Consider the following 18,826-nt stretch of genomic DNA (forward strand, 5'->3'; position numbering starts at 1 on the left):
GGACCAATGGCTGAACAACTGCGTACCGGCCGAGACCTCTTTGGTGCCGAGCACCCCGAGGTTCGCCTGCCGGAGGAACTGACCAGCGCCGTCACCGCCGATGACGCGGGCGCCGACCTGGACTCGCTGGCGAAGATCGCGAAGGCCAACCCGAAGGACTCCGGTGCGTGGGCTGCGCTGGCCTTCCGCCTGATCGAAGTCGACGAGCCGGTCACCGCCTACGCCTGCGCCCGCACCGGCTACCACCGGGGCCTGGATGCGCTGCGTGGCAACGGCTGGCGGGGCACCGGCCCAGTGCCGTGGGACCACGTCCCCAACCAGGGCGTTCTCCGTGCCATCGGCGCGCTCGTCGTCGCCGCGAAGCGCATCAATGAGGATGACGAGGTCATCCGCTGCCTCAACCTGCTCAACGACTGCGACCCCGCAGCCGTGCCGGCGATGAACCTCGAGGACGTCGACAAGCTTTAAAAGCGTCAACGCCCTCTAACTCTCAGCCCTTCGTGCTCGAGGCCACAGCTGGACGTGGCACACTGAAGGGCATGAGCACGCATCGGCCGAAAGACATCCCGCTGGGGGAGGACCTGGGTGAAATCCTCGATAAAGAGGAGGCCAAGTCCCGCCCCGCGCGGGCTCGGCTGCGTGCCCTGATCCGCCGCCGGCCGGGCATCGCGGCCGCCGCGCGTAGCATCCGAGACATTGCACCGAAGCAGCGCCTGACGCGTGTGCAGGTCTCCATCATCTTCGCCTTCCAGTGTGCGCTCGCCGCCGCGCTGGCGTACTTCATCGCGATCGAGGTTTTCGGCCACCACAACCCGTTCTTCGCCCCGATGGCGGGCATCATCACCCTGGGGGTCAACGGCGGCAAACGCCTCCGCCGCGCCTTCGAGCTGGTGTTGGGGGTCAGCCTTGGCGTGGGGATCGGCGACCTCGTGATCCGAGAGATCGGCGCCGGCTATTGGCAGATCGCCGTGGTGGTCTTCACCGGGATCGTCATCGCTAGCTTCGTTGACCGCAGTCCGATGGTCGCGATGCAGGCGGCGAACACCGGGGTGCTGATCGCGACCCTGCTGCCACCTGGCTCCGGGGGTTCTACCGACCGCATGGTCGACGCGCTGATCGGCGGGGTGATCGGCATGCTCGTCATGGCTATCGTGCCCCGCTCTCCGTTGCGCGCCGCCCGCCGTGACCTCTCCTCCCTGATCTCCAAGTCCGCCCTCGTGCTCGACGAGGTCGCGGCAGCGATGGAGCTCGGCGACGGCGACGCCCTGGCGGAGGCGCTAGAGACTGCACGCGGCACCCAGTCCACGGTGAATTCCCTGATGGCGGAATCTAAGGGCGGCGACGAGATCGTCACCATCTCCCCGCTTTACTGGTCCGCCCGGCGCCACTCCCGCTCCATGCAGCGGGCACTGCTGCCGGTGGATAACCTGGTCCGCAACATCCGGGTGCTCGCCCGCCGGGCGGAGATCATGGTGGAGGACGGCGAGCCGGTGTCGGAGGAGCTCGTGGAGGTCGTCCGTGACCTCTCTGATGCACTCGGCCACCTGGGCGCGCTGTACACGATGGGCGGCACCCGTGGCAGCCGCCAGGAGCTGGTGGAGATCCCGGAGGTGATCCGCGCGCTGCAGAAGCTGGCATCGGAAGCGAAGCCGGAGATCATTCCAAACCAGGGACTCTCAGGTCTGGTGATCGTGGCGCAGGTGCGCTCCGCGATCGTGGATGCGCTGATGGTCTGCGGCTACTCCCGCCCCTCCGCGATGGCCTCGCTGGCGCCCACGGTGAAGAACCCGTGGCACCCGCCGGAGGTCTGGGGCGAGGACCCGGATTTCGACGAGGACTGACTCCCCCACGCTGCTAGCGTCGGATGAACTGCCCGTCCCGCAGATGCCGGTAGAAGGTCACGGCCTTCAGCGGCCGCGGGTGCGTGACCGTATCCCGGGTGACCGTCATCTCCCGGGCGCCGGCCTGCAGCGCCCGGCCCTTCAAGATCGTGGGCTCGGCCGGCGGCCGGAATCCCGCTGTAAACTTCGCCCACCAGCCACCCGAACGGGCCTTCTCCAGGCGCTTGACCTGCTCCGGGCTCGGCAGCTGCACGGCCGCGATCCCAGGCGCGGACGGGGTCGGTACCAGCCGCACGCCGTGGGTGAAGTTCCCACGCGCCCCGCGGTCATGGTGGTAGAGCGTGTCGGAGTCCACGATGACCTCCCCGTAAAGCTCCCCGCCCTCCGGTCCGGTCAGCTCCGCGCTGCCCAGCACCACGATGGAGTGGTCGTCACGAATGACGGGCGTGGGCGCTGGCGGGGCGGTGAGCGCGAACTCCAGCGCTGCGCCCGGTTCCTCGGGTAGCCCCCAGCTGTGTGCGATGTCGCTCTCCCCGCCGGTGGGGACGAAGGCCAGTTGGGCCCACAGCGCGTCGAGGCGCATGAGCTTGGAGGCCACGGCGGCCACGGTGGCGTCCTCACCGATGACGACCACCCGCACCGGCTCGCTGGCCACGTGCGGGGCGGGCTGCGGCTCGCCCTGGTGGGGCACGTCCGGTTGGGCCGCGATCTCGTCGAGCGTGGGGGTGGGCTCGGTGACCAGGCTCGGCAGCGGGTTGAGCACCTTCAGCTCGCGGCGGGTTGGGATCGTGGAGACCTCGTGAAACTCCAGCTTCTCCGGGCCCTCGCCGACGGCAGCGCGGACGTCCTGTTCCGTGAAGTTGGATTCTGGAGTGAGCAACACGACTATCATGGCGTTTAGCTTAACCCGGGTGGCCACCACCGCGAGAGAGTGAGCCAAACGCGATGACAGCCGCCCGTGAGAACCCCGTAAGAGAAGAAAGGTGATTTATTCACGTGGATGGCTTCACACCCTTCGACGTCGTGATGGATATCGGCTGGATTTCGGTGCTGCTCATCGTGGGCAACCTCATGCGGCGCTTCATTCCCTGGTTCCAGAAACTCTTGATCCCCGCCCCGATCACCGCAGGCCTGCTGGGCCTGCTGCTGGGGCCCAACGGGTTGGGGCTGATCCAGTTCAGCGAGCACTTCGGGGACTATGCGACCATCCTCATCGCCGTCGTCTTCGGTGCGCTGCCGTTCACGATGAATTTCGACGCCAAGGTGCGCCAGGGCGCGCGCACGATGTGGTCCTACTCCGTGGGCATGTACCTGGCGCAGTGGGGCTTCTTCGCACTGTTGGGTGTGCTGCTGTTCGCCCCGCTGTTTGGGACGCCAGACTGGTTCGGCATCATGCTGCCCGTCGGCTTCGTCGGTGGTTTCGGCGTCGCGGCCGCGGTCGGTGGCGCGCTGGACTCCGCGGGCATGTCTGAGGCCACGAGCCTGGGCTTCACCGCCGCTGCGGTGGGTATGTTCTCCGCGATCATCGGTGGTGTGATCTTCGCCCGGTGGGGCTCGAAGAGGGGCCACACTAATGAGCTGCCCCGCCTGGACAAGCTGCCGGAGGAGATGCGCACCGGCATCATCTCCCTGCCTGGTCAGCGCCCGAGCGTGGGGCGGGCGACCACGAGCCCATCCTCGATTGAGCCGATCGCGCTGCACATCGCGGTGCTGACCGTGACGATCTTCCTGGCGAATATCCTGACCAACTGGATCAATGAGACCTTCCCGGCCTTGAGCTTCCCGCTGTTCGCGATGGCCTTCCTCGTGGGCCTGGCCGGGGTGGGTGCGCTGCACCTGCTCAAGGCTCCACACTATCTGGACACGAAGCTGATGGGCTCAGTCTCGGGTGCGTCGACGGACTTCCTGGTGGCGGTGGGTATCGCGTCCATCATCCCGGCGGTGGTTGCGAGCTACATCGTCCCGCTGATCATCCTGTTCCTGGTGGGGCTGGCGTTCTGCTTGTTCCTCTTCTTCTACGTTGCGCCCCGCACCTTCGACCACGGCTGGTTCGAGCGCGCGGTGTTCGGCTGGGGCTGGGCCACCGCCTCGGTGGCCACGGGTATTGCCGTGCTGAAGATCGTCGACCCGGAGATGCGCTCCGGCACCCTCGAAGAGTTCGGTATGGCCTACGTGGGCTTCGCCCCCTTCGAGATCGCTGCGGCGATCCTCGCACCCATCGCGATCATCGCGGGGCTGGTGTGGCTCTTCGGCGGAGTCGCCCTCATCGCCGGGCTGGTGATGCTGATCCCACCGATCCTCGCGCTGAAGAAGAGCCGGGCCACGACCTCGTAGTATGATCTTTAAGTTGGACTACCCCCAATAAGCGAGGACAAGAGAAGTCAAATGGCAGCAATCATCGTTGTCGGTGCCCAGTGGGGCGATGAGGGCAAGGGTAAGGCGACGGACATCCTGGGTGGCCAGGTCGATTACGTCGTGAAGCCCAACGGCGGTAACAACGCCGGCCACACCGTCGTCGTGGGAGGGGAGAAGTACGAGCTGAAGCTCCTGCCGGCCGGCATCCTCTCCGACAACGCCACCTCCATCATTGGCAATGGCTGCGTGGTGAACCTGGAGGCCCTGTTCGAGGAGATCGACGGCCTTCAGGCCCGCGGTGCGGACACCTCCCACCTGCGTGTCTCCGCCAACGCTCAGCTCGTCGCCCCGTACCACGTGGCGATCGACCGCGTCTCCGAGCGCTTCCTCGGTAAGCGCGCCATCGGCACCACCGGCCGCGGCATCGGCCCGACCTACCAGGACAAGGTCGGCCGCGTCGGCATCCGCGCCCAGGACCTGCTGGATGAGTCCATCCTGCGCCAGAAGATCGAATCCGCGCTGGATAAGAAGAACCAGATGCTGGTGAAGATGTACAACCGCCGCGCTATTGAGCCGGAGGAGGTCGTGCAGTACTTCCTGTCCTACGCGGACCGCCTGGCTCCGATGCTCATCGATTCTTCGAAGGTCCTCAACGAGGCCCTGGATCGCGGCGAGCGCGTGCTGATGGAGGGTGGCCAGGCCACCATGCTGGACGTGGACCACGGCACCTACCCGTTCGTGACCTCCTCCAACCCGACCACCGGTGGCGCCTGCGTGGGCTCGGGTGTGGGTCCGACCCGCATCACCAGCTCCCTGGGCATCATCAAGGCCTACACCACCCGCGTTGGTGCCGGCCCGTTCCCGACGGAGCTCTTCGACAAGTGGGGCGAGTACCTGCAGACCACCGGTGGCGAGGTCGGCGTGAACACCGGCCGCCCGCGCCGTTGCGGTTGGTACGACTCCGTCATCGCGCGCTACGCCTCCCGCGTCAACGGCTTCACGGACTACTTCCTGACGAAGCTGGACGTCCTGACCGGCATCGGTGAGATCCCGATCTGCGTGGCTTACGACGTCGACGGTGTCCGCCACGACGAGATGCCGATGACCCAGACCGAGTTCCACCACGCCACCCCGATCTACGAGACGATGCCGGCGTGGGACGAGGACATCACCGGCTGCCGCACCTTCGAGGAGCTGCCGGAGAAGGCGCAGGACTACGTCAAGCGCCTGGAGGAGCTCTCGGGCTGCCGTATGTCCTACATCGGTGTGGGCCCGGGTCGCGATCAGACCATCGTGATCAATGACATCCTCAAGGACTAACGGAGAGCACGAGCCGGGCGAGGGGTCGGGCAGCGCGCTGGGAGAGGCTCCTACGGGAGAACGCGGCGGCGAGCCCGTCGGCAATCCCAGCCGGGAGACCGACTGGGTCTTCGCCGCCTCTAATGGCTTCGCCCACCGGGTGGGGGATCCCGAGGAGCTGCACCAGCTGCTGGCTGCCGCGCTTCAGGCGCCCCCGGCGGCCGGCCTGGAGTGGATCCAGGTGCAGCACGCGGTGGAAGCCCACGTCTACGTGGCTTTTGACGTCGCGGATGGCACCGATGCCGCCACGGACGGCACGGACGCCGCGACCGTCACCGACGGTGCCACCGATGCCGCGGATCCCGTCGCGACCGACGCCGCCACTGACCCCGCCACAGGCACCGATTCCGGGCAGCAAAAATGGCGGGTCAGCGCCGATGAATCGACACGACCCGCCATGGGTAAGGCCGCCGGTGCTGTGCTGACCCCGGATGAGGCCGCGCAGCTTGCCTGGCGGCTGCTCTAGTTAGCTCAGCTTGAGATCAGTGACACACGTGGCGCCACCTGCCTTGGTTGAAAAATCGGCGCTGCCGGTTTTGCCCTCGTGGGTGACCTCAATCTTGCCTTCGATATCGCGCGGCAGCCATACGCCGTAGAAACCGTTATCGAAGGTCTTTACGCGCTCGTCGACCAGTACTCGATTCGAGCCTGATTCCGTAATTTTGATGTGGATCGGTGCGTTACGCATTTCCCCCTGGCACGTTGTCAGGCTGTGGAACGTGCAGGGGTGAGTGCTATCAACGTAGGGCGCGAAGGACACGTACGTCTTGTCTTCGGGCATATCCATAGCGGCGCTGCCCTCGTTGGTGCTCAGTTCCAGCTGATCGATGCGTACGGAGGCTATGAGGTCCTCCGGCCGTTCATTCACCGGCATCTGATCCAGAGCATCGACCACATCGTCGACGTTGCGATCCTCCAAGGAATATGGGGCGAGGATGTCCGCAGGGGTCATCTGGGAGTTTTCCTGGCTCTGGGTTTCGACGGCGCTCGTCGCAGTCTCAGTTGACGGGTCGCCATTGGAAGCACAGCCGGCGAGCCCGAGTGTTACGGCCGCGAGGAGGAAGGGGAACTGTGTTTTGCGCATGTTTAACGCGGACCTCGTTCTTCAACTGAGTGGGTGATGGAACTTGTCCAGCATGGCACAATGCCGGGGCAAAATGCCCCGGCATTGGCGTGGAGTCCTCTGTGAATCCGTTGATAGCAGCCGGAACTTGAATTGCAAAGAGCCTTGTGTGCTCTAGATGCACTTTGCCCGGCGGGTGCTCTAACTAGTACTTGCGCAGGTGCAGCCGTGGCTGGTTGCGGAACTTCGCGCGGAGGAAGTTAGCGACCTCCGTGTTCAGCAGGTACAGATCCTCCGTGAGCGTGCCGAGGGAGCGCAGCGCGAGCCCCGGCCCGTCGATGAGGGTGACCCCGAAGCGCACGGTCTCCTTGAACTCCAGGCCCGCGAGGTACTCCCGCAGCTCGTCGAGCAGCGCGGCGTCGATGCGACGGTCCACGGCCAGTAGGGAGCCCACGTGGGTCTGATCCTCCATGTAGAGGATGGAGTCCTCGGTGAACTCGCTGGAGCCCGGCAGGATCAGCAGGTTATCCAGCACTGCCAGCTTGCCATCCACCTCGACGGTGGTGTGCAGGCGCACGTCCTGGAACTTAAAGCGGGTGCCGTCCGGGGACCAGCCCGGTGTGACGATCTCCGCGGTGACCAGGGAGGCGCTGGAGTCCATCTGCACGTTCATGAACTGCGTATAGGAGGCGTCCTCGTACGCGATCAGCTGGTCGGGCAGGTACTCAAAGACGGCGTCCTCGCCCAGCACGACGTGGACGTCCTGCAGGGAGCGGTCATCCGGCGTCTTGTAGATCTTCGTCGCGGACTGGTCGCTCAGCAGCAGGCTCGCGCCCTCGTCCACGCGGACGGTGATGTGGTAGTCATCGCCGCGCAGGTAGCCGCCACCCGGGTTGACGATCTGGTAGTAGACCTGGCCGGAATCGTCGAGGTAGTGGGGGCGGATGACGCGCAGGGCGTTGTGGTAATACTGCCGCTTCGAATAGGACTTACCGTCCCGCTGCGCGATGTGCAGGTCGAGCCTGCCGATGGGGTCGCGCAGCGAGTGATACCGCTTCGGTGGGGTGTCGATGAACGGGGAGGCTTTCACGGATTAGCTCTCCGCCAGGTCGCTCATCAGGACGTCCTCGCGGATCCAGCGCAGAACGCCGTCCAGGCCCTCGTCGGTCTTCAGGTTGGTCATGACGAAAGGCTTCTCGCCGCGGAAGTTCTTGGAGTCGGCCTCCATGACGGACAGGTCAGCGCCGACGTAGGGTGCCAGGTCCGTCTTGTTGATGACGAAGAGGTCGGATTTGATCATGCCCTGACCAGCCTTGCGCGGGATCTTCTCGCCCTGCGCGACGTCGATGATGTAGATGGAGAAGTCGACGAGCTCCGGAGAGAAGGTCGCGGAGAGGTTATCGCCACCGGACTCGACGAAGACGATGTCCAGGTTCGGGTGGCGCTTGACGATCTCCTCGTAGGCCGCGTCGTTCATGGACGTGTCCTCACGGATCGCGGTGTGTGGGCAGCCACCGGTCTCGACACCGATGATGCGGTCCTCGTCCAGCACGGAGTTGCGTGCCAGGATCTTCGCATCCTCGAGGGTGTAAATATCGTTCGTGATCGCGGCCATCTCGATCTCGCCGTCGAGGGCGCGGGTGATGCGCTCGATGAGTTCGGTCTTGCCGGAGCCGACCGGGCCGCCGATACCAATCTTGATAGGTGCCATGACTGTCTAGGCCTTCTTTCTTGTCTTCTTTTCTTCTCTAATATTTTCAGCGCGCCGCTGGTCTCGGGTATTCCCCAGCTAGGGAAGCAGCGGGGTGCGGTGCCCTTGTGTCCCGCCGGAGGGCCCTTGGACGACCGGCGGGCACGTGTGCCCCAAGGGCTAGGACATAAACATGCGGGAACGGTGCGTCTCGTGCTGGATCTGCGCGATCTCCAGACCGGGGGAGGACATGCCCAGGTCGATCATCCCCAGGGTCTGGATTTTCTCCGCGGTGCGGTTGATCACCGGGTACATCGCGGAGAGCACGCGCTGGCCGGCGTCCTGGCCGATGGGGATGCCACGGATGCCGTTCTGGGTCAGCGAGACGGTCAGCTGCATGAGGTAGCTGCGCACCGCCTCGACGATGTCCAGACCCAGCACACCGAGCGCGAGCCCGTGCACGATGGCGGGGCTGCCGTGCAACTCACCCTCGCGGACGTCCTTGCAGTAGCGCTGCAGGATCGGTGACTCGGGCACCGCGACGGGGCCGATCTTGGCCATGCGGGTGCCCATCGAGGAGTTCGCGTCGCGGACCTGGCGTGGCACGAGGGAGACGTGCGCGAGCTGGTCCAGCTCAGCCAGGCGCGCGTAGGCGGCGTCCTCGTCGAGCTCCCCGCTCTTAACCTGCGCGCCGACCTCTGCGGCGTAGCGGCAGATCAGGCCGTCGTTATAGGCGGCCTGGCGCAGATAGGCCCGCAACCAGGTCGCGAAGGTCTCCGGGTCGTGGACATCGTCGCGCTGCAGGTAGGTCTCCATGCCGTAGGAGTGGCTGAAGCCACCGGTGGGCAGCGCGGAGTCCGTGAAGTGCAGCATCGCGAGCTGCGCGCGCACTGCGGAGGGGACGTGCTGTGGGCCGGTTTCGGCCTGCTCGGCCTTCTTCCCGTTCTTCTTGCTCTTAGTGGGAGTGTTCTGCATGGCGGAATGCCTCCGGCATAACTCGGTCTTCGCGCGTGTACTGCGCGTCGACGTGCTTGAGGTGGTCCTCGACCGTGTGGTCGTACTGGAGCACCATGACGGTCTCGCCGTACTCGGAATCCTCACCGAAGAACTGGGCCTGGAGGTGGCGGTTGCCCAGGGAGTGGGCGACCTTGCCCATCTCCAGGGTGTTGCGCGGGCGGTAGACCAGGACGTCGGTCGGCAGCACCTCGACGGTGATCAGCAGGCCGTCGTTCTGGTACAGGATGTCGCCGTCCTTGAGTTCCTTGACCTCCGACGGCAGGCGGAGGCCAATCTCGCGGTCCGCGTCGGTGGTGACGCGCTGGATACGCTTGACCAGGTCGAGGTTGGGCAGCTTGACCTTTTCCTCGGTGTACTGGCCGATCTCATCGGCGGAGAGCTGTGCGCGGTTCCCCAGAATCTCGGTGATAATCATTTCCGGCTCCTAATAAATGACGTTGCTCAATTGACTGCGTGTTTATTTATGCAGCCTCAAGTCTAACGAAAAAGAATGCACCGCGATGGCGGCAAAAGCCGCCGGTCGCGGTGCATTAGATCACAGAAGCAATACTGCCTTTGGCTTTAGAAGAGGAAGTACTTCTGGCCCATTGGCAGGGTCTCGGTCGGCTTGGAGCCCTCGAGGAGCTCGCCGTCCAGACGGACCTGGTAGGTCTGCGGATCCACCTCGATCTTCGGGGTGGCTGCGTTGTGCTTCAGATCCTTCTTGGTGATCTCGCGCATATCGCGTGCCTCGAGCAGGGCACGGCCACCGCGCAGCTTGTCCTCGAGGCCGGACTGCAGTGCAACACCCGGAACGAAGGTTACTGCTGCGGTCTCGGCGGCTGCACCGGCAGCGCCCCAGTTGCGACGGTAGGTCACCGGCTGCGGGGTCGGGATGGAGCCGTTGGAGTCGCCCATCTCGGAGTAAGCAGCCTGGCCGGACTTCAGGACCACCTTCGGCTTCACGCCGAAGAAGCGCGGCTCCCAGAGCACCAGGTCAGCCATCTTGCCAACCTCCACGGAGCCAACGAGGTGGCTGATGCCGTGGGCGATGGCCGGGTTGATGGTGTACTTGGAGACGTAGCGCTTGATGCGGTTGTTGTCGTTGCCCTCGGAGTCGCCCTCCAGCGGGCCGCGCTGCTGCTTGTTGATGTGTGCGACCTGCCAGGTGCGCAGGACGACCTCACCGACGCGACCCATGGCCTGAGAGTCGGAGGAGGTAATGGAGAACACACCGAGGTCGTGCAGCACGTCCTCAACGCCAATCGTCTCGCCACGAATACGGGAGTCTGCGAACGCGACATCCTCCGGGATGTCCTTGTTCAGGTGGTGGCAAACCATGAGCATGTCGAGGTGCTCATCGACGGTGTTCTTGGTGAACGGCAGGGTTGGGTTGGTCGACGCCGGAATCACGTTCTTCTCGCCAGCGATAGCGATGATGTCCGGAGCGTGACCACCGCCGGCACCCTCGGTGTGGAAGGTGTGGATCGTGCGGTGGTCGATCGCCTTAATCGTGTCCTCGAGGTAGCCGTACTCATTCAGCGTATCCGTGTGGATAGCGATCTGGACGTCCAGCTCATCCGCAACCTGCAACGAGGTGTCGATGGAGGAGCGGGTAGCACCCCAGTCCTCGTGGATCTTCAGGCCGATGGCGCCCGCGCGGATCTGGGCCTTCAGGGGACCTGGGACTGCCGCGTGCCCCTTGCCGAGGAGGCCGATGTTCACCGGTGCGTCGGAGGTGGCCTCGATCATGCGGTGGATGTGCCACTCGCCCGGGGTAATCGTGGTTGCCTTGGTGCCATCAGCCGGGCCGGTGCCGCCACCGATGAAGGTGGTGGTGCCGTTCGACAGTGCGGTGTCGAACTGGTCCGGGGAGATGAAGTGAATGTGGGTATCGATTGCGCCCGCGGTCACGATGGTGTGCTCACCGGCGTAGGCCTCGGTGTTGACGCCGACTGGGATGTCGATATCGTCCTGGATGTCCGGGTTTCCTGCGCGGCCGATGCCGACGATCAGGCCGTCGCGGATGCCGATGTCGGCCTTAAAAATGCCGGAGTGGTCGACGATGATCGCGTTGGTGATGACGGTGTCCACGACACCCTCGTCGCGGGTCATGCGGGCGTTCATGCCCATGCCCTCGCGAATCACCTTGCCGCCACCGAAGCCGACCTCGTCGCCCTTAGCGGTGAGGTCCTTTTCGATGCGCAGAACCAGGTCGGTATCAGCAAGACGAATGCCGTCACCCGTGGTCGGGCCGTACAGCTCCCCGTACTGCTGACGAGAAATCTCGTAAGCCATGAATGCTCTCCTTAGGAGTGAAGTGTGAGAAGTTGTTCGCTGTTTTAAGCGGGTTAGTCCAGCGGGCCGTTGATCTGCTGGTTGAAGCCATAGGCCTGACGGTGGCCTCCGAAGTCGACGAGGTCGACAGTGCGCTTATCGCCTGGCTCGAGGCGGACAGCGGTGCCAGCGGGGATGTCGAGACGCTTACCGTAAGCAGCGTCGCGGTCGAACTCCACAGCCTTGTTGACCTCGTAGAAGTGGAAGTGGGATCCGATCTGGATCGGGCGGTCGCCAGTGTTGGTGACCTCGATGGTCGTGGTCTCGCGACCCTCGTTCAGGATGATCGGCTCGTCGCCGATGAAGTACTCACCGGAAATGGTCATTGAGAAAATCCTCTCGAAGCGTGCCGGTTGCGCGGCCAAACGTGAAGGTTTGGGCGCTACTTAGCGAATCGGGTTGTGGACAGTGACAAGCTTCGTGCCGTCCGGGAAGGTGGTCTCCACCTGGACGTCGGAAATCATCTCCGGGACGCCTTCCATGACGTCGTCGCGAGTCAGGTACTGCTGGCCCTCGCTCATGAGCTCGGCGACGGTCTTGCCGTCACGGGCGCCCTCCATGAGCTCGGCGGTGATGTACGCGACCGCTTCCGGGTGGTTCAGCTTGACGCCGCGCTCCTTGCGGCGACGCGCCACGTCGGCGGCGACAACAATGAGAAGCTTCTCCTGCTCTCGTGCTGTGAGGTGCATGTCTCTCTCCTGTGGTCAAAGAATGATTGGGTGAACCCTTATTAGTTCACCGCTCTGCCGATTAATGCCTATTGCTATTCATTACTGCGGCAGGAGCCATGACACCCAGAAGTCTACCAGTTTTAAGGAGGGGGTAAGGGGGTGATGTGAAGCGCTAAAGTAATGGTCAAACACCTAAAAGATAGTTCGCGTAATGGGGATGTTGAAATGTGATTAAGGCCATTACTTTTTCGTCATGGTGATTGATATCACCAAATACATTCCTTGCCTTGGAATAGGTAATTCAAGCAATAAATAAAGGCCGACGCGGATGTATCCGCGCCGGCCTAGCCGGAAGCCTATTTTTCCAATGTGCCCAGATAGTCGGCGAGCAGCTGGCCAGCGGTCACGAGGTTCTCCAGGAACCACTGCGGATCCTCTGCGCTCTCGCTGTAGCTCACCAGGTACTCGATGTGATCCTGATCCGGTGTGTAGTTCACACCGAAGCCCTCGGCGACGCTCGGCGCGAAGGCATAGCGAATAATCTGATCCGCCGAACCCACCGACGTCGTGGAGAGGAAGTCCCGCAGCGCGAGCGCTACTCCCTCGTCCTTCAGCAGGGCGATGCCGTCCGCACCCTCCTCGGCCTTCCGAGCGGTGAAATTCAGTGCCCACAGGTGGCGGTCGATGCCCGCACCCGCCTTGCAGCTCTTCACCCACCCCCGGTGGGCGGCCAACACCGCGTCCAGCTTCTCGCGGAGCTCCGCATCCGCCGCAGCGGACTCCGCGTCCTCCGCCTTGATGAGGGCCTTGGCGAAGGCCACGGCCTCCGGGGTGGCGGCGCGCAGGCACTCCGTGCGTCCTGCCTTGTACTCCCGCATGTCCACGGCCTCGTAGACACCGCGGGTGCGGCCAAAGGACAGCTCCTGAGCCAGGGTGAGGATCAGCTGGCTCATCGCATCGGCGCTGAACTTGAAGGGAATCTCATCCTGCGGCAGGCGAGGGGCATCCACGATGCGCAGCTCCGGCTCCGCGCCGACGCTCGCCCCACCCGGGGTGCCCACGCTCGCCAGCTCCTCAGGCACCCGAACCCAGGTCAGCTCCTCGGGGCGGGCCAGCGCCGGCGAACCTGGGGCCTCGTCCTTGACCTTGACCTCCTGGATGCGTCGCAGCGCCGTGACCAGGGTCGCGCCGTCCACCGTGGAATGCTCCACGTGCATGGCCTGGAAGTTCTGAACCGTGCTGATCACGTAGGTGATCGGCTTGTAGACCCAGGCCAGCCCAGTGCTAAACGCAGCACGCCGCAGCAGCTCCGCCTCGGAGCCGCGGGTCGAATCGAGAGAGACGTGGAAGAGCTGGTCACGCAGCTGGTCATAGGTCTCGGCGTTGTCCCGGTCGCGGATCATCTCGTTGAACGGCTCCGCCAGCAGACCCGAGCCCAGGTAGCTCATGTCCGCAAAACCCGGGCGCGCGGCGAGAGCCGCCTCGCCATCCGCCTCAGCCTCCGGGGCTGGTGCATCGACGATCTTGCCGAGTGCGGCGCGGATCGTGGAGATGGACAGGGCATGCCCACTGCCGTCCGAAATGGGGACATTCCACATGCGTCCCTCGTGAAGCACACCGATCCGGCGGCTGCGCGCCCCCTTCGTGCAGCGCAGGATCTCGTCGCGATCCACATTCGGGTGGCGCAGGCCGCCGTTGAAGCAACGCCACTGTGTCGAGCTCAGCGGGTTATCGCGGAAGTCGCGCTCCTCCGGCATCTGCCCGCGCGCCTGCATCAGGTGCACCTCCGCAACGCGGCGGATGACGCGAGCCACCCGATCCAGGCCTTCACCGGCGACGTCGATGCGTGCCTGGAAACCGACGTTCGTGGTCACCGGGAGGGAGGTGCGGACGTCGAGGTAATCATCCAGCCACTGCTCGGCCAGCCAGCTGGAGTTCTCAGCCTCCTTCTCCTCGGCGAACTCCCGCAGCTGAGCCTGCAGGCGCGGGCCCTCCTGCTGCTTGAAAGAGGCGATGGCCTCGTCGGTGTGGACCAGCTGATCGTTGCTGGCCACGGCACTGACCACATGCCGCAACCGACCCAGGGTGTCCTCTAGCTCCGGCAGCGGCAGAGGCTTCAAAATTGCAGCATTGGATACCGGGTTATTCGTCATGAATTTAATCCTAATGGCTGTGGATATGCGCGTGCCCCGAATCCCTGCTGTTTGGGTCCGCGGTCACAGCCGCGATGGCGGTAGTTAGCGGAATCGCGAGCAGCAACGCGATCGCGCCCGTGACGGAACGCAGCAGCTCGGTGGCCATCACGTCCGAGGTCAGCACCTGCTCGATCGGGCGGCCGGAGATGCTCAGCAGCAGCATCATGGGGATCGCCACACCGGCGTACCCCAGCACCAGGGTGTAGACCATCGAAGCGATGTGATCCTCGCCGACCCGCATGGCGTTGCGGAAGAGCTGCCAGGCCGAGGCGTCCGGCTCCGCGCGCTTGAGCTCCGTGATCGTGGAGGCCTGCGCGATCGTGGCGTCGTTGAGTACGCCCAGCGCGCCGATGATCATCCCGGCCAGCATCAGCCCGGTGATGTCCAGCTCCGGCAGGTAGAGCAGGATCTGCAGATTCGATTCATCCCCCAAGCCCCGCAGGGAGGTGGAGTCGATGGCCAGTCCCGATAGCGCTGTGGCGATGGCCACCGCCACCAGGGAGCCGCCCATCGCGGCCGCGGATTTCCAGTTCACCCCGTGGACGAGGAAGACGACGAGGAGGATGACGGTCGCCGCCGTCGTCACCGCCAACCACAGCGGGGAGCCACCCCGCAGCAACGCGGGCAGCAGGAAGGCGAGGATCATGACCATCGTGATCGCCAGTCCCACGAGGGCCCGCAGCCCGCGCCAGCGGCCGACCGCGATGATCAGCACGATCGTGGCCAGCACCCACGCCCACAGTGGGCCTGTGCGGTCGTAGTCCTGGAAGGCGTAGGTGCCGTGGCTGTGGATTAGCTTGATGCTATCGCCCTCATGTAGCTCCGGTTCGCCGGGCATGTGGCGGGACTCTAGTGCGGTGTATTTTCCCTCGTCGGCGCCGTCAGTGAGCCGGACGATGACCTGCGTGCAGTGCTTCTCCGCGAAGGGGTTTTTATCCTCCGGGATCGCTTCGCTGGTCACGCCGATCTCGGTGGCCCCGCACTTCGCGGCGCGGGTGAAGAGCACCTCGCCGCTGGTCAGTGGCCCCGCGTAGCCGGAGTTCTGGTACGCCGGGGTGACCTTGGGCTCCTCGCTGCTGTGCGGCCACTGCACGACGAGTCCGGCGAGGGTGGCGATGGCGAATACCGCCAGGCCGATGGCCAGCATCCACTGGGGTGTGCTCCACCGCTGCGTCGTGTTCTTATGGTGCTTGGCCACGGGTTATCCCTCGCTCAATGTGGCGCGCGGGCGATCGCGCGCCGGGTAAAAGAAAAGTATTACCAATAACTTTGGTGTACCTTACCCGGCGGTCGTGGTGATCGGTAGCGTGAGAGTTTGTGAGCACACCTTCCTTGACAGTCGTGGCCGACGTGGACACCGGCATCGACGATGCCCTGGCCCTGGTCTACCTCTACCGGTTGCATCTGGCCGGGCGGATTGACCTCTCGGTGACCACCAGCGCCGGCAACTGCACCGCCGATGACGCCGCCCGTAATTCCGCAGAAGTTCTCCGGGTCGCCGCCCAGCAGTGGGGACCTTCTTCTTTAGGACGTCACCGCGCCCAACGCGGTGAGGAGTCGGATGCTGTGATCCCGAAGATCACGATCGGCGCGGCGCACCCGCGGGTGCTGCCTTTGGTGACGACGCCGGAAACCCATGGGCCGCGGGGGCTGGGGTACTGGCTGGGAGAGTCCGGCGACGCCCGGCGGGGGCAGGCGGAGGGATCGCCAGGGCAGGCTGAAGCGCCCCTCGCGCCGGGCGGCAGCACACCGGATGGCACCGCGGCTGCGGCGGTGGCCCACTGGGCGGATGCGCAGCCCACCCACCTGCTGGTGTGTGGGCCTGCGACGAACCTGGCCTGGGCGGTGGAGCACGCCCCGGAGGTGCTGCGGGGCTGCCAGGTGGTCATCATGGGCGGGGCATTTGGGTATCCCGGCAACACCACCCCGGTCGCGGAGTGGAACGCGTGGGTGGACCCGCACGCCCTGAAGTATTCCCTGCAGCACTGGCCCGAGGGCGCACCCCTGCCCGTGATCGCCCCGCTGAACATGACCGAGCAGGTGTTGCTCTCCCCGGAGCGGCTCCGCGACTGGGTTGGTGGGCTCGATGGCGCCCAAGCAGGTGCCCATCGAGGCGGCCGGGAGGGCGCGCAGGCGGAGTCGCAGCTCGGCCAGCTGCTGACCGCCGCTATTGAGTTCTACTTCGAGTTCCACGAGCAGGTCGGGGTTGGCTATCAGGCGCAAATCCACGACCTTGCCGCCGCGATGGTGCTGCTGGAGGACGTGGGCTTCGAGGCAACTGAGTTCCACGTGGATGTGGAGGCCGACTCCGAACTCACTCGGGGTGCGACCCTGGCCTTTGATCCGCAGCCACCCTTCGGCCCGCAGCTCACCCCGAATGCGCGGGTGCTGGAGCGCCTGGACGCGACTCGGGTGCTGGAGCGCTTCGGCGAGCTGTTGGCCGGCGAGCCTTGAGCCTTCCCCGGCGGCGCGTCCGGGGCTCTTGTTAGACTTTCCACCGCGAAGTATCAGGTCGCTTGTAGCCAAGGGCAACGCGCTGAGACGCAAGAACGCGTGTTCAGCGGCGAGGGCACGGCTGAGAAGAGACACGGACGAGAAAACACGGTGAGGAGCAGCCCCTTAATGCGAGTAGGTCACAAAATTGCAGGAATGCTGGGAGGCCTCGGACTACTCAGCGCCCTGGTCGCCCCGGCAGCGACCGCGGAGACACAGCAACTTTCCTGGGGCGATTGCCCCGCGGACGTCTTCGTCGCGAAGCGGGCGAAGTGCGCGGAGTTCCAGGTGCCTATGGACTACTCGCAGCCCGATGGGCAGAAGATCACGCTCACGATGAGCAAGATCCCGGCGACCGGCGCCAAGCGCGGCGTCATCGCCGGTAACCCGGGCGGCCCGGGCGGCAGCGCGCTGGAGATGTTCGCGGACAACGCCGCCCCAGACAAGCTCAACGGGCAGCGGGTCAAGCTCCCCGCCGACGTGCAGAAGCACTACGACCTCATCGCGGTCCAGCCCCGCGGCCTCGCCCACGGGGAGGCGCTGAAGTGTAGCTTCGGGCACCTCGCCAGCGGTGTCATCCCGACCCTCGCCGCCGGGCTCTTCCGCGACCTGTGCAACCTCGAGCAGCCCGGCTACTCCCAGCAGGTCACCACCGCAAACACCGCCCGCGACCTCGACCGAGCCCGCCAGCTGCTGGGGGAGGAGCGCCTCAACCTCTACGGCGTCTCCTACGGTGGGGTTCTCATGGGCACCTACGCCACGATGTTCCCGCAGCACACCGGCAAGGCGCTGATCGATAGCTCCGCGAGCCCGGAGAGCCTGTGGTTCAAGACCGGCCGCGACCGCGAGTCCTGGCGCCGCGACGGGCTGCACGATGTCTTCCAGTGGATCGCCGACCGGGACGATGAGTACCACCTGGGCACCACGCCGCTGCAGGTCTACCAGCGCTGGTCGGCCGTCATTGATAAGGAAAGCGGCGCACCCGCGCAGGTCACGCCGCCGCCGGCTGAGATCGGAGACCTCCCAGCGGGGTTGAAGGAGCACGCCAATATCGCGCTGCCCGTCGCGAACCAGGCTTTGCCGCCCGCGTGGCGACTCGGCTCGGCCATGGTCACGCTCGCCAAGGGCAAGCAGCAGGCCACGCTGGCCTCCCCGCTGTTCACCTTCACCTACTTCGGGGCGCTGTATAACCCGGAGATGCGCCCGAAGCTCGCCGAGTACATCCGCACGGGCAAGCCGCCGAAGGTGGCGGGCCAGGAACTGGGGCCGAACGGTCGGCCGATCAACCCCGTGACTGGCAAGGAGCTCTCCGAGGAAGAAACCATGGGCCTGCTGGAGCAGATGACCTCCCTGGGCTCCGTGGAACTCTCGATCGTCTGCAACGACAACGCCACGCCGACCAAGCCCGAGATGCTGCCGCAACTGTTCATCGACCAGCTCACCGGCGGCGACTCGATCTCCGCGATCGAGGGCAACCTCGGCTCGGGGCGCGTCTGCGCGGGCTGGCCACTGCCGCACCCGGGAGCGCCAATCAACGGCGAGAAGCTGGAGACCAAGCCCCTGCACGTGGGATTCACGAATGATTCGGCGGTCACCGGCGACGCCATCTGGAAGATGCAGAAGGCTCTCGGCGGCGAGGCCGTGCAGGTGCCGGGCCACGCCCACGGTGTGATGCTCGTTGCACCGGAGAAGGTCGCCGGCAAAGTCAGCGCCTACTTCAACGGCTAGCCATACGCTCTAAAGCATGGCAACGGCCCCGCGCCGCAGAAAGTTTCTCCTGCAGCGCGGGGCCGAATGCTTAACCCAGCGCGGGGTCTAGAGCGCGG

The 18,826-nt window shown here is 65.1% G+C and carries 18 protein-coding genes; 7 read left to right on the top strand and 11 right to left on the bottom strand.

Features of this window, described 5'->3' with window-relative positions; all coding sequences use genetic code 11:
* The first annotated feature begins 6 nt into the window (after positions 1-6).
* On the top strand, positions 7-468 hold the full coding sequence (locus QP140_RS03615; RefSeq protein ID WP_284758224.1) for a DUF3151 domain-containing protein: 462 nt from the start codon (positions 7-9) through the stop codon (positions 466-468).
* A gap of 71 nt (positions 469-539) precedes the next feature.
* Positions 540-1,841: an FUSC family protein gene (locus tag QP140_RS03620; RefSeq protein ID WP_148811293.1), complete on the top strand. Its 1,302-nt coding sequence runs from the start codon at positions 540-542 to the stop codon at positions 1,839-1,841.
* 13 nt (positions 1,842-1,854) lie between these two features.
* Here QP140_RS03620 and QP140_RS03625 read toward each other — a convergent pair whose 3' ends face one another.
* Positions 1,855-2,733, bottom strand: coding sequence for a diacylglycerol kinase family protein (locus QP140_RS03625; protein WP_284758226.1), 879 nt, complete (start codon positions 2,731-2,733; stop codon positions 1,855-1,857).
* 134 nt (positions 2,734-2,867) lie between these two features.
* Between QP140_RS03625 and QP140_RS03630 the strand changes: the two genes are divergently transcribed.
* Genes QP140_RS03630 through QP140_RS03640 form a run of 3 tightly spaced genes read left to right on the top strand, consistent with a single transcriptional unit; the run spans position 2,868 to position 6,021 of the window.
* Positions 2,868-4,175 (top strand): sodium/glutamate symporter, encoded by a 1,308-nt coding sequence (locus QP140_RS03630; RefSeq protein ID WP_284758298.1) that lies wholly within the window; start codon positions 2,868-2,870, stop codon positions 4,173-4,175.
* Between the two features lie 51 nt (positions 4,176-4,226).
* A complete protein-coding gene (locus tag QP140_RS03635) occupies positions 4,227-5,516 on the top strand; it encodes an adenylosuccinate synthase (protein WP_012361015.1) in 1,290 nt (429 codons plus the stop codon).
* Positions 5,497-6,021 (top strand): hypothetical protein, encoded by a 525-nt coding sequence (locus QP140_RS03640; RefSeq protein ID WP_284758229.1) that lies wholly within the window; start codon positions 5,497-5,499, stop codon positions 6,019-6,021. Before QP140_RS03635 ends, QP140_RS03640 begins: the two co-directional genes overlap by 20 nt.
* On the opposite strand, the gene QP140_RS03645 is transcribed toward QP140_RS03640, so the two are convergent.
* The 10 genes from QP140_RS03645 to QP140_RS03690 form a co-directional block, all read right to left on the bottom strand.
* Entirely contained in the window at positions 6,022-6,639 is a 618-nt protein-coding gene (locus QP140_RS03645) for a CueP family metal-binding protein (protein ID WP_284758230.1), read from the bottom strand.
* Between the two features lie 184 nt (positions 6,640-6,823).
* Positions 6,824-7,708 carry an urease accessory protein UreD gene (locus QP140_RS03650; RefSeq protein ID WP_284758231.1) on the bottom strand — a complete coding sequence of 295 codons (885 nt, stop codon included), beginning with the start codon at positions 7,706-7,708 and terminating at the stop codon, positions 6,824-6,826.
* 3 nt (positions 7,709-7,711) lie between these two features.
* Entirely contained in the window at positions 7,712-8,329 is a 618-nt protein-coding gene (ureG, locus tag QP140_RS03655) for an urease accessory protein UreG (protein ID WP_012361011.1), read from the bottom strand.
* Between the two features lie 159 nt (positions 8,330-8,488).
* Complete coding sequence (locus tag QP140_RS03660) at positions 8,489-9,283, bottom strand: urease accessory protein UreF (RefSeq protein WP_284758233.1); 795 nt, start codon at positions 9,281-9,283, stop codon at positions 8,489-8,491.
* Entirely contained in the window at positions 9,264-9,740 is a 477-nt protein-coding gene (ureE, locus tag QP140_RS03665; protein ID WP_070759444.1) for an urease accessory protein UreE, read from the bottom strand. The genes QP140_RS03660 and ureE overlap by 20 nt, the downstream gene beginning before the upstream one ends.
* A 146-nt stretch (positions 9,741-9,886) precedes the next feature.
* Entirely contained in the window at positions 9,887-11,602 is a 1,716-nt protein-coding gene (gene ureC, locus QP140_RS03670) for an urease subunit alpha (RefSeq protein WP_284758234.1), read from the bottom strand.
* Between the two features lie 53 nt (positions 11,603-11,655).
* The gene (locus tag QP140_RS03675) at positions 11,656-11,967 is read right to left on the bottom strand and encodes an urease subunit beta (RefSeq protein ID WP_015381962.1); all 312 of its coding nucleotides are present in this window, start codon (positions 11,965-11,967) and stop codon (positions 11,656-11,658) included.
* Positions 11,968-12,027: 60 nt separating this feature from the next.
* Positions 12,028-12,330 carry an urease subunit gamma gene (locus QP140_RS03680; protein ID WP_015381961.1) on the bottom strand — a complete coding sequence of 101 codons (303 nt, stop codon included), beginning with the start codon at positions 12,328-12,330 and terminating at the stop codon, positions 12,028-12,030.
* 338 nt (positions 12,331-12,668) lie between these two features.
* Positions 12,669-14,465 carry a choline/carnitine O-acyltransferase gene (locus tag QP140_RS03685; RefSeq protein ID WP_284758237.1) on the bottom strand — a complete coding sequence of 599 codons (1,797 nt, stop codon included), beginning with the start codon at positions 14,463-14,465 and terminating at the stop codon, positions 12,669-12,671.
* Between the two features lie 10 nt (positions 14,466-14,475).
* Positions 14,476-15,705, bottom strand: a complete 1,230-nt coding sequence (locus tag QP140_RS03690) for a YibE/F family protein (RefSeq protein WP_070760323.1) — start codon at positions 15,703-15,705, stop codon at positions 14,476-14,478.
* A 119-nt stretch (positions 15,706-15,824) separates the two neighbouring features.
* On the opposite strand from QP140_RS03690, the gene QP140_RS03695 reads away from it, so the two are divergent.
* Both QP140_RS03695 and QP140_RS03700 read left to right on the top strand, forming a co-directional pair.
* Positions 15,825-16,961 carry a nucleoside hydrolase gene (locus QP140_RS03695; RefSeq protein ID WP_284758239.1) on the top strand — a complete coding sequence of 379 codons (1,137 nt, stop codon included), beginning with the start codon at positions 15,825-15,827 and terminating at the stop codon, positions 16,959-16,961.
* 195 nt (positions 16,962-17,156) lie between these two features.
* Entirely contained in the window at positions 17,157-18,728 is a 1,572-nt protein-coding gene (locus QP140_RS03700; protein ID WP_284758240.1) for an alpha/beta fold hydrolase, read from the top strand.
* Positions 18,729-18,826 lie beyond the last annotated feature (98 nt).

The organism is Corynebacterium sp. UMB9976 (assembly GCF_030212265.1).
GTDB lineage: Bacteria > Actinomycetota > Actinomycetes > Mycobacteriales > Mycobacteriaceae > Corynebacterium.

What these genes read in the sequence shown, in the direction of transcription:
- QP140_RS03615 (WP_284758224.1), top strand. Translation starts at nt 7, where the DNA reads ATGGCTGAACAACTGCGTACCGGCCGAGACCTCTTTGGTGCCGAGCAC.
- QP140_RS03620 (WP_148811293.1), top strand. Translation starts at nt 540, where the DNA reads ATGAGCACGCATCGGCCGAAAGACATCCCGCTGGGGGAGGACCTGGGT.
- QP140_RS03625 (WP_284758226.1), bottom strand. Translation starts at nt 2,733, where the DNA reads ATGATAGTCGTGTTGCTCACTCCAGAATCCAACTTCACGGAACAGGAC.
- QP140_RS03630 (WP_284758298.1), top strand. Translation starts at nt 2,868, where the DNA reads ATGGATATCGGCTGGATTTCGGTGCTGCTCATCGTGGGCAACCTCATG.
- QP140_RS03635 (WP_012361015.1), top strand. Translation starts at nt 4,227, where the DNA reads ATGGCAGCAATCATCGTTGTCGGTGCCCAGTGGGGCGATGAGGGCAAG.
- QP140_RS03640 (WP_284758229.1), top strand. Translation starts at nt 5,497, where the DNA reads ATGACATCCTCAAGGACTAACGGAGAGCACGAGCCGGGCGAGGGGTCG.
- QP140_RS03645 (WP_284758230.1), bottom strand. Translation starts at nt 6,639, where the DNA reads ATGCGCAAAACACAGTTCCCCTTCCTCCTCGCGGCCGTAACACTCGGG.
- ureG (WP_012361011.1), bottom strand. Translation starts at nt 8,329, where the DNA reads ATGGCACCTATCAAGATTGGTATCGGCGGCCCGGTCGGCTCCGGCAAG.
- QP140_RS03660 (WP_284758233.1), bottom strand. Translation starts at nt 9,283, where the DNA reads ATGCAGAACACTCCCACTAAGAGCAAGAAGAACGGGAAGAAGGCCGAG.
- ureE (WP_070759444.1), bottom strand. Translation starts at nt 9,740, where the DNA reads ATGATTATCACCGAGATTCTGGGGAACCGCGCACAGCTCTCCGCCGAT.
- ureC (WP_284758234.1), bottom strand. Translation starts at nt 11,602, where the DNA reads ATGGCTTACGAGATTTCTCGTCAGCAGTACGGGGAGCTGTACGGCCCG.
- QP140_RS03675 (WP_015381962.1), bottom strand. Translation starts at nt 11,967, where the DNA reads ATGACCATTTCCGGTGAGTACTTCATCGGCGACGAGCCGATCATCCTG.
- QP140_RS03680 (WP_015381961.1), bottom strand. Translation starts at nt 12,330, where the DNA reads ATGCACCTCACAGCACGAGAGCAGGAGAAGCTTCTCATTGTTGTCGCC.
- QP140_RS03685 (WP_284758237.1), bottom strand. Translation starts at nt 14,465, where the DNA reads ATGACGAATAACCCGGTATCCAATGCTGCAATTTTGAAGCCTCTGCCG.
- QP140_RS03700 (WP_284758240.1), top strand. Translation starts at nt 17,157, where the DNA reads ATGCTGGGAGGCCTCGGACTACTCAGCGCCCTGGTCGCCCCGGCAGCG.